Annotated in this window: 10 protein-coding genes; 2 read left to right on the forward strand and 8 right to left on the reverse strand. The window is 61.6% G+C overall.

Features of this window, described 5'->3' with window-relative positions; all coding sequences use genetic code 11:
* Window positions 1–104: 104 nt before the first annotated feature.
* From B9A95_RS07195 to B9A95_RS07210, 4 genes are all read right to left on the reverse strand, one after another.
* Window positions 105–956 carry an IS3 family transposase gene (locus B9A95_RS07195; RefSeq protein WP_084046256.1) on the reverse strand — a complete coding sequence of 284 codons (852 nt, stop codon included), beginning with the start codon at window positions 954–956 and terminating at the stop codon, window positions 105–107.
* Window positions 953–1,252, reverse strand: a complete 300-nt coding sequence (locus B9A95_RS07200; RefSeq protein ID WP_084046257.1) for a transposase — start codon at window positions 1,250–1,252, stop codon at window positions 953–955. Before B9A95_RS07200 ends, B9A95_RS07195 begins: the two co-directional genes overlap by 4 nt.
* Before the next feature lie 245 nt (window positions 1,253–1,497).
* Window positions 1,498–2,853 carry an IS66 family transposase gene (gene tnpC / locus B9A95_RS07205; protein ID WP_084046258.1) on the reverse strand — a complete coding sequence of 452 codons (1,356 nt, stop codon included), beginning with the start codon at window positions 2,851–2,853 and terminating at the stop codon, window positions 1,498–1,500.
* A 567-nt stretch (window positions 2,854–3,420) separates the two neighbouring features.
* A complete protein-coding gene (locus tag B9A95_RS07210) occupies window positions 3,421–3,873 on the reverse strand; it encodes a universal stress protein (RefSeq protein ID WP_084046259.1) in 453 nt (150 codons plus the stop codon).
* A gap of 1,368 nt (window positions 3,874–5,241) precedes the next feature.
* On the opposite strand from B9A95_RS07210, the gene B9A95_RS07220 reads away from it, so the two are divergent.
* Window positions 5,242–8,199, forward strand: coding sequence for a substrate-binding domain-containing protein (locus B9A95_RS07220; protein ID WP_170928496.1), 2,958 nt, complete (start codon window positions 5,242–5,244; stop codon window positions 8,197–8,199).
* 954 nt (window positions 8,200–9,153) lie between these two features.
* Here the strand turns inward: B9A95_RS07220 and B9A95_RS07225 are convergent.
* The 4 genes from B9A95_RS07225 to B9A95_RS07240 are packed head-to-tail and all read right to left on the reverse strand — an operon-like array spanning window position 9,154 to window position 10,983.
* Window positions 9,154–9,807 (reverse strand): endo alpha-1,4 polygalactosaminidase, encoded by a 654-nt coding sequence (locus B9A95_RS07225; protein WP_170928497.1) that lies wholly within the window; start codon window positions 9,805–9,807, stop codon window positions 9,154–9,156.
* Window positions 9,746–10,132 carry a transposase family protein gene (locus B9A95_RS07230; RefSeq protein ID WP_245808063.1) on the reverse strand — a complete coding sequence of 129 codons (387 nt, stop codon included), beginning with the start codon at window positions 10,130–10,132 and terminating at the stop codon, window positions 9,746–9,748. The genes B9A95_RS07225 and B9A95_RS07230 overlap by 62 nt, the downstream gene beginning before the upstream one ends.
* A gap of 8 nt (window positions 10,133–10,140) precedes the next feature.
* On the reverse strand, window positions 10,141–10,551 hold the full coding sequence (locus B9A95_RS07235; protein WP_084045069.1) for a transposase family protein: 411 nt from the start codon (window positions 10,549–10,551) through the stop codon (window positions 10,141–10,143).
* A gap of 42 nt (window positions 10,552–10,593) precedes the next feature.
* Window positions 10,594–10,983: an endo alpha-1,4 polygalactosaminidase gene (locus B9A95_RS07240; RefSeq protein ID WP_084046263.1), complete on the reverse strand. Its 390-nt coding sequence runs from the start codon at window positions 10,981–10,983 to the stop codon at window positions 10,594–10,596.
* 752 nt (window positions 10,984–11,735) lie between these two features.
* Between B9A95_RS07240 and B9A95_RS07245 the strand changes: the two genes are divergently transcribed.
* Window positions 11,736–12,719 (forward strand): aldo/keto reductase, encoded by a 984-nt coding sequence (locus B9A95_RS07245; RefSeq protein ID WP_084046264.1) that lies wholly within the window; start codon window positions 11,736–11,738, stop codon window positions 12,717–12,719.
* Window positions 12,720–12,966: the final 247 nt, after the last annotated feature.

The raw sequence follows: 12,966 nt of genomic DNA on the forward strand, positions 1-12,966 counted from the left end.
GAAGCTCATCCAGATACAGCTCGTAGAGCCACTCGCTGAATACTTCTGTGCGATCAATGTGGGGCAGAGTGGAGTGAACCCAATGGAGCGGACCGCAGGGCAAGTCACATCTGGGTAGCAGTGTAGCGGGCAGCGAACTCGGCAGGTGGGACGTATCCCAGGCTGGAGTGCAGTCGGCGGCGATTGTACAGGTCCGCAATAAAGAAATTGATGTGTCGCCGGGCATCGTCCAGATCGACGTACTCTTGCAGATCGACCTCCTCGGTCTTCAGGGTCTTGTAGAAACTCTCCATTTTGGCGTTGTCATAGGGATTGCCTGTCCTGGACATGCTTGGCGTGATTCCTGCGGACCGCAAGCGGTCCACGTACACTCGGCTCGCGTATTGCATGCCCTGGTCCGAGTGGTGCAGCAGACCGGGAGCAGGACAACGCGCCGAAAGCGCGTTGTTGAGCGCTGCCAACGGCAAATCCGCGTCCATGAACTTTGACATGGACCAGCCCACGACCTCACGGGTAAAACCGTCCAGCACGCAGGCCAGGTACACAAAGCCTTGCCGGACTCGCACGTAGGTCAGGTCTGCCTGCCAGACCTGATTGGGCCGTACCGGAACGGCGTCACGCAGCAGGTTGGGAAAGCGCTTCTCGCTGTGGTTGGAATCCGTCGTCGCCCGGTGGCGGCGCTTGGGACGGCACAACAACCGTCGTTCCCGCATGACACGCAACACGCGCTTGTGATTGACCGGGCGGCCCCGTCGGGCCAACTCGCGGGTGACACGCCGATATCCGTACCCGTTGAACTCCATCACCACGGCCTCAATGTCCTGGGACAACGCCTGATCGGTGTCCATCTCCTCCCGGCCCTGCTGTTCGTAGAACCACGAGCGATTGACGCCGTGCAGCTCGCACAGACGACGTACCGACACCTGGGGATACGCGAGTCGCGCATCCTCGATCATTTGATGCCGTTTTTCGAGCGGTACGTCGCCAACGACTTTTTTAGAATCGTGTTCTCCAGCGACAACTGTCCGCAAAATCGTTCCAACTCGGCGATTCGTTGTTCCAACGACTGGTCGGGTTTGGCCTGGTCGGTGAACGCTGCTTCACCTCGCGCCTCGACCTCTTTCCGCCAACGGTGAATCAAGCTGGGCGACAGGGCATGTTCTCGGCAGAGCTGGGCGGTCGTCTTGTGAGCCCCATTGATCTGGTTCACGATGTCAAGCTTGAATTCACGGGTGTAGGTGCGTCCGGGCATCTTGGCTCCTTCGGTGCTGTCAGCCTACGGGCTGACGGGGACGAAGTGCTTGGCCTCTTGGTCCGGTCCTAAGGGGTCAGTCCAGAGCATCAAGTCCGGCCTTAATGCCTTCCAACATGTCTTGAAAGAATGCCCATGGGATCAAACCTGGTTCATGATCAGTAATGTGGACAAAAGCTTTCATATGGTTAACCCGTAGTCATTCATCATACGCGTGAGAATTGAGGAAAAAGGGTCGTAAAAACTCAGCGCGAGAACGAGAATTGAGGAAGAAGGACGTCGTTCCGAAAGATGCTGACCAACCCGTTATAGGCACAGAGGCCTTGCTTCTGAAGCGTCGAGAGATAACTCCGAATGCGGCAGAAGTTCTTCCCTCCCGCGGCAGAACGAAAGCCACCAGAGATCTTGCGCTTCACGCACACCATTCGAAGGTCTCGCTCGGCTTGATTGTTGTCAAACGGGACACCGTCCTCGAAGAGGAAGCGCAACACCTTGTCTCGGTGTTTCTGACAGCGAAGCGCGAGGTTGCGCCCTGGGGACTGCTTCACCCGTCCCCGCTGCTTCGGAACCGGCTCCGCGGCGGGGTTGGTTTCCAACCCCGCTTCCACGAGGGCATCAAAGCGAACCAGGAACGCGGCGTGTTCCGCCTGAGTGAGGGTGCCGGCCTTGTGCTGATGGTAGATCCCTTGGAGTGCGGTCCGCAGTTCCCCCGCCCAACCTTGTTGCAGCTGTTCGTAGAGGAAACGCAACTCCCGGAGCAGATGCGCGTTACACAGTGCATGCTGGGCACAAAGTTGGAAGTACGAGAGCCAGGCATCATGCATCAACACGCCGCGGTACCGGGGTAGGACCCCCAACGCTTGGATGGCGGTCGACCCGCGGTGCGGCTCGTGCCCGTAGAGGGTGAGTTGCTTGCTGCTGATGACGTGCACCCAGGCGAGCTTGCCCTTCACCTTGCTGCCCGTCTCGTCCACATGCAGGACAGGTTCTTCAAGCAAAGCTTCTTTCAGGCTGACCTCAAACCCAGCCAGTCGCTCTGTGGCGAGGTTGAGGTGCAGCGCGAGTGTTCCTTCACTGGGGCGCTGACCGTACAGCGTTTCGAGCACGTCGCTCACTCGCTTGAAAGGGAGGAACTGAGCCACATTGAGGTATACCGCCACAGCCTGGAACCGAGGGCCGTACTGCACTTGACCGCGCACGTCCTGTGGGAACGTGGCCTGTTGTCGTTGGTGACAGCGGGGGCACACTTTTACTTCGGCCTGGTACTCGGTCACGTGCAACTGGACTTCCGGCAGGTCCTGGACCTGCCGAGCCAGGAGGTCGTGCACTTCGACTTCATTCCAATGCTGTCCGCACGTACAGCTTCCTGTCACGGGGAGCACGACGACCTCATTGGGAGAAGGGTTCATCTTCAAGGTGGTGCCTGGGTGTCCGACCTGACCACCAGAAGAGCGAACGCCTTTCTGGCGTTCGCTCTTGGGTTTCTTCCGCCAGACCTGGTCCTGGCTGGGGGGTTGATGGGACGTCTCGCTGGTCTGCGCGACCTGAGCTTCCAATTCGCGGATGCGCGCTTGGAGCCGTTCGCAATTCGGGCAGGTCACGTCGGAGATGGCTTCACGTTACCGCATTCCACACGGATCCGCAGGGGCTGGTGAGTAGTCACGATTCCTTAAAGAAATTGTTTGAGTTCTGCGTCGCTTGAATTCAACCTCCTGTCGCGTTTTTTGCCCGTGTGCTGCTCCTGTGCCCGCCCCAACAGGCCGGAACGGGGGTGTGCGGATGACTCGGGAGCGTGGAGGGGAGGGCACCGTCATCACCAAACCGCCGAGTCGTCTTGAACGTCGCCAAGGCCTCCGCTTCTTCCGGTCGTTCCTCCCCGTAAGGACCCGTGAGCCCAAACGCCTTGAACAGACCGTCCATAGGCACTCCTTCACGCGCCCAAACAGCGCCATCCGGCTCCGGCACAGCACTCCCCCGGTACAAGGGGCGTTCCACGCTCCTCCCAGACGCCATACGCCGGGGATCTTGCAGCGTGTTGGGGGTACAACGAATTTCGGGACATGCAGGTGGACAGACCAAACTTGACGCTCCACAACCTGGAATCTGTCAGAACATCTGCCGCCCGCAGGGCAGAGGGCAAAGAGGCAGAATGCTTTCTGGTACAGCGCTTAGCGGGCAATCAGCACATCGGTCGTGGCGGCGTGACTCACGGCGTCGCCAGTGCTCCCCGCCATAGCGGCGCTGAATGCCGTCGTATGGCGTCGTCCCATGACGATCAGGTCCGCGCCCACATCGCGAGCAACGCCCAGGATCGCGTCCGCAGGTTTGATGCCTTGCAGCAGGTGTTCATGAACGAGGAGTCCCCGCTCTCGAGCGACTGCTGCGACCTGCTGTAGGTGATTGCCGCGCAGTTGGTGTTCGTCCTGTGCCTGCTGCTCTTCGAACTTCCCAGCACCAGGCATGCCAGCAGCGATGTTCACGAAAACGTTTGCTCCTATGGGAATAACAGCAACGATGTCGAGCGTAGCGCCAAAGTGCACCGCGAGCGCAATGGCCCGCTCAACAGCCTTCTCGGAATGAGGAGCACCACCCGTAGCAACGAGAATCCGTTGGTATTGCACGCCCGTTCTCCTTTCATGCTGCAAATGAGGAAATCTCGGCCGCTCTTCTCGAGGAAACGTTTCGGGCCATGATGGCCACCCTTTCCTTAATCTCCCCCCAAACAGGCAGAACAAAAGTTCTGCTGGCACCCTGTTCGCGTCCAACCAACTGCAAAACGGGTCTCAAAGGAAATCCAGAACGCCGCTGCCTGTATCTGCCGCAGGGAAGTGGCATGGGAACGGGAGAGGGCCCTTGCCTCCCTGCACCAAGGACAGCAAGCGGACCGGCAGGGAAGGAAGAGTCATGCCTGTCTTATCACCGCCCTTCGCACCAGGCCCACTCGGCCCTGAGGTCCTTTCCCAGGAAGGAACGGTCCGAAGCCGCTGGCTGCTCCCTGCCCGACACTCCAGGTGGGCCACCGCGCCAACCGCTCAAGTCCCCAGGCAGAGGCGCCTCGCGAGGAGGACCAAGCACTTCTCCACCCCGGGCCAAACGATTTCCTGCGCCCGTAGACCGGGGATGGCTCCCGGGGTCAGGATGGCTGTGCCGCGCGCAAGTGGGCGGGATCAGCGTGTTGTGCGGGAGCGTTCCAGTCCAGGGCGACAGGGCGCGAACGCCGTAGAGGTAGGTCCTGACGCTGCCCAGCGCCTGCTGTCCAGGTGGTGCACTTTGGCGAGCGCGGGCCTCGGTGTGCTCGACGTACGCTTTGAGGTCTTCGGCGGTGGGCTTCTGGAGGCTGTAGCGGGGATACTCGGGAGGAGCGGTGAAGTCGAGGAAGTCCCGTACGGCGACGCTGGAGTCGCGCAGGGCTTCGCGCCGGCGGTTGTCGGGGTTGGCCCAGGTGGAGGCGAGGACGGGGGCATGCGGTGGGAGAACGCAGGGAGAAGGAAATACTCCACGGTACTCGCGCTTCCTTTTCAGGGAGTTTGTTGAAATTCCTCAAGGTGACCGTTCTCCTAAAGGCTGCGTAAGAGGCCGAGTCGCCTGGCGCTCACCGGTGAGGGGTCATCGTGCTGGCCGGGAAGCGGGCCGAGCCAGAATGGCGCTCCGTTGCCCCTTTATGGAAGCGGGACATCGTGACGTTGGTTTGTCCATACCCCAGTCCACTAAGTTTCAACACGCGGCCACAGCAGCGTGTCTTGGCACTCGGGGTGACGGTGCCAGGGTCCTGTTTTCCGCAGGGTCCGTGCGTCTGGGGCGATGTGGATTACAGGGGGCAGTGGCCCTTCTCCACTCCCGCAGCCGTGGAATTGCGCTCAGGACCCCGAACGCCGCGTTCCTGTATGCGCAGTGTGACAGGGAAAGCCCTACCTTTGAAGGGTGAACTGGGCCGGAATCCGAACGCCTTCCCGAGCAGGAACCCTGCACCCGAAGGAAGGGAATTCCGGGTGCAGGTAAGTGACTTTGACCTCCCCTTTGCGGCGAAGCGTTCCGAACGCTCTGTGGGTCCCCGCAAGACGGTGGCGGTGCTGACCGACCACATGTTTCACCATTACAGCACCACGCTGCTCGCGGGCGCGCAGTCGGTGCTGAACGCGCATGGGTACGGCGTCACAGTGTATGTCGGCGGGCACCTCACGCCGGGCGCACACGGGTACGAGCAGAGCAGCGCGCTGTACAACTTGATTCGTCCGGAAGCGCACAGCGGCGCGCTCCTGTTCTCGCTGACGCTGAGTCTGAGCGAGAACACGCAGCAGTTGGAGGACTTCGCGCAGTTTCTCTCGCCGCTTCCGCTGGTAAGCGTGGGCCGCCGCGTGCGCGGGATTCCGGGCGTCGAGGTCGACAACCACACTGGGATGCGCGAGATGATGAAGCATCTCCTGGACACCTGCGGGTACACGCAGCTTGCCTTTGTTCGGGGCATTCTGGGAAACTTCGATTCCGATGAGCGCGAGGGGACCTTTCGCAAAGCCCTGAAGACGCACGGCCTGAAGGTGGGCGAGCACCAGATTCTTTCGGGCAACTACTCGCGTGAAGCGGCCCACCGGGCCACCGAGGAGTTCCTGACCTCGGGATGCATGCCCGGCGTGCAGGTGTTGGTGTGCGCGAACGACGACATGGCTGAAGGGGTCATGCGCGCCGTGCGTGAATCGGGACGCCGTATTCCCGAGGACATCGCCGTGGTGGGCTTCGACGATATCGGTACGGCACGCACGGCGCTGCCTCCCCTGACCACGGTGCGGCAGCCGATCTTCAAGGAAGGCCAAGCCTCAGCGCAGATGCTGCTGTCGCTTCTGGGTGAGCGCAGCGACCCGCTCACCGGATTGTCTTCCGAGTTGGTGGTGCGTGAGTCATGTGGCGTACACCTCCGGAGCCCTCCTCCACAGGTTTTGCCAAATGTGGCCGTTCACCCACCGCGCCCCGTTCGCCTTCCCAGGGAACGGCAACTGCGACAGGCCTTCTCGGCGGCCATCATGACAGACCAGCCTCCGGACTTCCTGTCGCTGTGGCGCACAGCCATGGCCGAAGTTACGCACAGCGACGCGGAAGTGAGCTTGTGGCGCGATTTTCTGCAGACCCTGTCCGCCCCTTTTCAGGCGCAAACGGCGGAGGAGGCGCGGAAGCTTGCGCAGCTGCAGTTGGACGCGACCTGGCTGCTGCTCGACGCCGCGCAGACCTTCCGCGCCACGCAACTCCACGAGGAGGGCGTGCGCAGCGCCCGGGTGGCAGCGATGTTCGCAGCGCGCAGTCAGGACGCGCTGTCTCACGCGGTTCGCGATTACTTTGATCACCTCAGGCTCGCGCGCTACATCCTGGTGGTGTACCCGGAACCTACCGATCAACCCAGCCCGGTCGGGCAGGTGGTGCTGAGCGGACCGGGCCCGCTGCCGATCGACAGCGGGCCCTTTGAAACGCGGCAACTGCTTCCGGCCCCGATGCAGGGCGAACTCGACCGCCCGGTGCTGCTGGTCGCGCCCCTCAACACCGCGGAGGTGCATTTCGGGTACCTGCTCTACGAACGCCCCGATGAAAACACCGACTGGAACGAGGAGACCGCCAAGGTCTACTTCGACGATGAGACGCAGTTGCGCACCGTCACGCACGCGCTGCTCTACCAGCGTGAGCGGCAGGTGCGTGAGCGCCACGCCGCTGAGCTCGAACGTCACGCAGCGGAACTTGAACGCCACACGCACGAACTCGAAGCGGAAGTGCAGCGCCGAACGGAGCACATCGCCCACCGCGAAGCGCGCTTCCGCGCCCTGGTGCAAAGTGCGTCGGACCTTATCACGGTTATGTCGGAGGATTTCTCCATTCAGTACATCAGCCCTGCCGCTCAGGCGGTCTTCGGGCACGCTCCAGAGGCCATGCAGGGCAGGAGCTTGCTGGAATTCGCGCCGTCCGATCAGTGGGGCGATAGCAAACGCCTGATAGCGCGGCTGCTGCGCGAAGGGCAGGGCAGCACCCTCCGGCGTGAATTCCGGTTCCTGCACGCCTCCGGAGAAGAGCGCTGGATGGAAGGGCGAATCACGAACCTGCTCAGCGACCCGGACGTGGGGGGCCTGGTGCTCAACTCCCGCGATATCACGGACGCCGTGCGTACACGCCAGGAGCTGGAAGCCAGCCATCAGGAAGTCCTGGCGAGTCACCAGCAGGTCCTGGCCAGCGAACGCCTCGCGAGCCTTGGGCGGCTCACGGCGGGTCTGGCGCACGAGATCAACACGCCGCTGGCGGCCACCATGAATTACCTGCACTCCCTCCGCCTGCTGGTCATGGAGTACAAGACGTCGCTCAGGACCCCCGAAGTGACGGCGGACGATCACGAGGAGATCAGCGCGGAAATGCTCCAGGTGCTCGAAGACGCCGAGAAGACCACCGGGCGCATCGGGGAGTTCATTCGGCAGATGCGCACCCACACGCGCAACGTGGCGGGTGGCGTGAGCATCTTCGATCCATTCAAGCTGGCCTCGGAGACGCTCGCCATGGTGGCGCATCAAGCGCGCCTTGCGGATGTGGAACTGCACCTGGAGTTCTACCCACTGGCCCTGAGCTTGCGCGGAGAACCGGGCCGGTTCACGCAAGTCCTGACGAACCTCGTCGTCAACGCCATTCACGCCTGCGAGGGCCTGCCCCGAGGACGGCGCGTGGACGTGCGCTTCAGGTGCTCAGGAGACCGCCTGAACATGCAGGTGGAGGACAACGGCACCGGGATGACCCCCGAAGTGCTGGAGCGGATCTTCGATCCCCTCTTCACCACCAAGGATGCTGGGAAAGGCACCGGCCTGGGGTTGTCCATCATTCACGACATTGTGCACGGCCACTTTGGAGGAGAGATCACCGTCGAGAGCACTGTGGGCGCCGGCACACTGGTGGACGTGCGCTTCAAGACCCCCGACGCAATCGCCTGATTTTGCATCCCCTCGTCTATGTAAAGTCGCCTTACCCCACATCAGTCAAAAGCTGCGACCATGTAAATAGATGGTACCTTCAGGTCTCTACACGCTAATTCTGCCCATCCGAGTTCAACATCTTGAAATTCTTTCATTGATAAATTTCCTTTGGATTGAGTAGAAATATTACCTTCACATTTCTCACTCTCGCGAAAAACGCGTCAACATCCACGCTCCCCCCAGTGCCGTCCCCTCTCCCCCACGCTCACCTTCGCCTGGCCTTGCCGGTCCCACTTCCAGGTCTTGAGGACGTGGCGGGATCAGGAAATTCGGGATCACCGCTGTCGCCACTTCTGGTACTGAGCGGGCCCCGACACCCACAAGTTGGAGGATGCTCAGGAGACGGACCTCTCCATCTCCTCGGTGCCAGCGGCAAAAGCGGGTGGCCCGGCCGGTTCTTTCGCTTTGTCTTCTGTTTGGGGACAGGACACGGCGAACTCCACACCCAGCCGATACTTTGCGCCGCCGAGGTCGCGTCCTTTCAGCACACTGCATCAAGCCTCCCCCGCTAAAGCAAGGCGATGGGGTCATCTGGAGTGCCAAGGTCAATTAATCCCGCCGCGTTACCCGTTCCCCCAGAAACGCTCTGGAAACCGCCGTTTATTCTCCTCAACGCCCTCTACGAGGAATGGCACGGGAGGCTCGCCGATGCCGAGGCGGGCCGGGAAGATCGCGACGCGGAATATCTCGAGGGTGCGCCTGTATCTCCATGCCTGCACGGCTCGCCTGGCCGTGACCTACGGCTGCACGCCCATGGTAAAGACGGCCCTGCCAGCCTAGACGTTGCAATCTAGCCCATACGTTTTGCCCTGCACCTTGGGATTCGCCGGTCAGCCCGACCTCGCGCACCCCTGGGGTTTGGCTGCTCAAGCAGGGCGCTGTGGTGTGAGGAGCCCCGCGAGGAACAGTGGATCACCAAGTGCCGAAGCGGGCGTATGGATCGAGTTGCGTCGCGTCCGGGTCAGTGAGGATCACGTTCAAATGCAGCTGGGATGCCTGCGCCTTGCGGGCCGCGGTGGCAAAGCCAGCATTGTGATACTCGACCACGTAGATGGCCTTGCCTGCATCGCGCAAGCGCTTCAAAAGAAAACAGTCACCGGTAAAGTCAAAGCACTCCTCGTTGAGGGCACCGTCGTAGACGTCCTGCAGATCCGCCACCTGATCCAGATCGTTCTTGAGGAGTACGGAGAGACCTTGCGCATGTGCGGCGTCTGCCGTCCAACGGTTGTAAGCCAGTTGGTCGGACGCTGAAACAGCGTTTCGGGGGGTTCCGGCCGGTGCGTTCTGGCTCACGTCATTGCTCCAGGCATCCACATTGTCCGGCTCCACAGCGGCACATCCTTTGCTCCGGGCGAGGGCGAGCCGGGCACCCATAACGCTACGGATTGTGGCGATTTTCCCAGTTGCCGTACGGCTGAATCCACGAACGTCGAGCCACTTCTCACCCGCCCAGATGTCGCTGTCGCCACGTTGGACCTCACCCAGATTAGACCTCTTGCGAAAGTCACGATCGGCAGGCTTGGGTGAGGTTGCACAGCGCTGCGATGAGCTGAACCCGGAGTGCAAACCGACGCCGCCGATGTCGGTACACGCCCTTCAGCACACGGAAGATCTTCATGCGACGGATCATATGCTCGATTGCCTGCCTGGTATGCGCGAGGACACGGTTGTCCTGGCGCTGCTCCGCGGACAGAGGCGACGCCTGCGTCGCCTTATGGGGGGTAAGGGCGTGCCTGTGGCTTCTCCACAGGCCCTGATACCCTGCATCTCCAATAAGCGCCGTTTGGTGAGGAAAACGAACGCCTGACTGACGAAACAGCTTTAGGTCATGAACCGCCCCAGCGCTCGTGGCGGTGCCCAGGATGCGCTGCGTCACTGTGCACATCAGCACCTGAAATTTCAGGGTGTGCCGCTTTTTCTTGCCGCTGTACCACGCGCGCTGCTTTTTTTGGGCCGTTCACAGGGCACTTCGGAAGCATCGACCGCGACGATGCTGTACACGAGTTGTGCTTCCTGAAACACGCGTTTCTTGGGCAGCTGGAACCGTGCACTGGCAATCAGAGCCGCTTCCACGCGTTCCACCGTGCGATGCACGGTGGCTTCGTGCACACCCCAGTCGTCACCCAGGTGGGCGAAGGTCCGGTACTCGCGCCAGAATTCCAGGGTCATCAGCAGTTGTTCCGCCACGCTGAGCGCGGCGGGGCGGCCTGATTTCTTTTTCTGTCCTTCGCGTAGGGTCAGCACCTCTTCCATCTCAGCAAACGTTTCCGGGTAGACCCCGGTGCGTCGACGGAACTGCTTGCGATTCATCTTCAGCGTGCGTGTCAGACGGTCTCGCTCCACCCTCCCAGCTTAGCCTACGACTTTCGCAAGAGGTCTATTGAGCGCTGGATCCAGCAGTTTCAAGCTGTCCGGGTCAGTGCGGTAGCGCTCTGACGTACCCGCACTGTAGTAACACACCACGTACTTGCCCCTGCCCCTCAAGCGGGTGATGGTCGCCTGGGTGACCGCATAAAGGTCGAGGCTGATGACCTGACCCGTGGGGGTGGCCCCCCCGTTGAGCGCCTCTGAGCTGCCAATATTGTATGACCAGGAGGCCTGAACCGGCGGCTTCTCGCGAACAGGAAGCCCCGCTCCTTTGAGATTGGTTTTACTCTGGCGTGAATCGGCAGCTGAACCGTCACTGTTCAGAAATACCATCACCGCAAGAAGGACCCTGGTCGTGCTGCGCGTACGTCTCATCGGACTTCCTTATCAACCCTGAGGGCGTCGCGGCGTCCTGCTCCGGCAGCCGGGGCGCCACGCAGTTGACGCGGCGTAAGTGGACGCTTTGCTGTGGAGTGCGTTTGAAAGTCCCCAGCACTCCCATGGCCCCAGCATCAGGTCATGCTGCCTCGCATGATCTGATCCTGCTCACGCAGCCGGGCGTCATCTTTCCCAGAAATCTCACTACGCCAGACAGGGCGGGCCATGCCCAAGTCTACCTTCCAACTGCGCTGCATTTCATTTCTGTCAGCCATTCCTCCTGAGAGTCTCCCGGTACCTTGGCGGGCCATTGAAGTGGCCCCGGGCCGCTGAGGAACATCGGTATCCGCCGTGTTCCGTCATTCCCCGTTGTCTCCCAGAAGATGACCGGTAACGGGAAGAAGCCGTGCTCATTGACTGCCTGAGGCGCACTTGAAATGCGCAAGTCACTTGACACCTTCTCCACTCAGACCTAATATGTGACCGCTAACACCACAACAGATTCGAGGAACACTTTTCCACTGCCCTTGATCCCCTCGCCGCCTTAGGCCTCATTTGCCCTGGACTGGGTTGAGATAAAAGCCTGAGCCCCCTCTCCCCCACCAACGTGCGAAAACCCGCACCGAATTTGGGGAAATTCAGCTTCTCTTTTCTGGAAGCGCCGCTAGAAACCCTCTTGTTCTGAACTCCAGTTCAGGGGGCCAGAGTTCAGGGATACGGGCCTCCGAAAGGGACGCCCAGGAGGACATATGGAGTACAGAACGCTGGGCAAGACGGGATACGACATTTCCAGCATCGGCTTTGGGGCCTGGGCCATCGGCGGAACCTGGGGCGAAGTGAACGATGCGCAGAGCCTGGGCGCGCTGCACCGCGCGCTGGACCTGGGCGTCAACTTCTTCGATACGGCTGACGTGTACGGTGACGGCCACAGCGAGCGGCTGCTGCGGCGCCTGCGCCAGGAACGCCAGGAACCCTTTCTGATCGCCACCAAGGCGGGACGGCGCCTCGATCCCCACGTGGCGGGCGGCTACAACCGGGAGAACCTGCGCGCCTTCGTGGAGCGCAGCCTGGACAACCTAGGCGCCGAGACGCTGGACCTGCTGCAACTGCACTGCCCGCCCTCCGAGGTCTATGGCCAAGACGAGGTGTTCGGGGTACTGGATGACTTCGTGCGTGAGGGATTACTGCGGGCCTACGGGGTCAGCGTGGAAACGGTGTCCGAAGCCCTCACAGCCATTCGTCATCCTGGCGTCGCCACCGTGCAGATGATCTTCAACGCCTTCCGGCTCAAGCCGGCCGAGGACTTTTTCGCGGCGGCGCGGGAGGCGGACGTGGGCATTATCGCCCGGGTGCCCCTGGCAAGCGGCCTGCTGACCGGCAAGCTGCGACGTGAGACTTCCTTCGCCCCAGACGATCACCGCGCCTTCAACCGCCACGGCGAGGCGTTTGACCGGGGTGAAACGTTTTCCGGGGTCGAGTACGAAACTGGCCTGGAAGCCGCCCAGCAACTTCAGGAACTGGTGCCCCCTGGCATGACCCTGGCGGGGTTCGCCCTGCGCTGGATTCTGATGTTCCCGGAAGTCAGCTGCGCCATACCCGGGGCCCGAACCCCGCAGCAGGCCGAGAGCAACGCCGCCGCTGCAGATCTGCCGCCGCTGGATGAGGCGCAGATGCAGGCGGTCCAGGACGTCTATGACCGCCTGATCCGTGCCCAGGTGCATCCCCTGTGGTGATGGGCTGAGTAGGGGGCTCCCCTTCCGGAGCGTGGCCCACCTTCCGGGTCCAGGCAAGGAAATACGCCGAAGGCGAACGGCCAGGCCTCCGGAGTCTGACCACGGATGGCGTCGCCCGGGTCAAGGCCGCCCGCACGCCAGGACGCACCCGGAACGCCACGTCCTGCCCAAAAAATTGCTGCTTGCCCTGAAACGGCTTCACCTCATACCGGATGGGCAGCCCTCTCGAAAGATGCAGGTACCCACA

Origin of the sequence: Deinococcus hopiensis KR-140 (assembly GCF_900176165.1) — a bacterium.
Lineage (GTDB): Bacteria > Deinococcota > Deinococci > Deinococcales > Deinococcaceae > Deinococcus > Deinococcus hopiensis.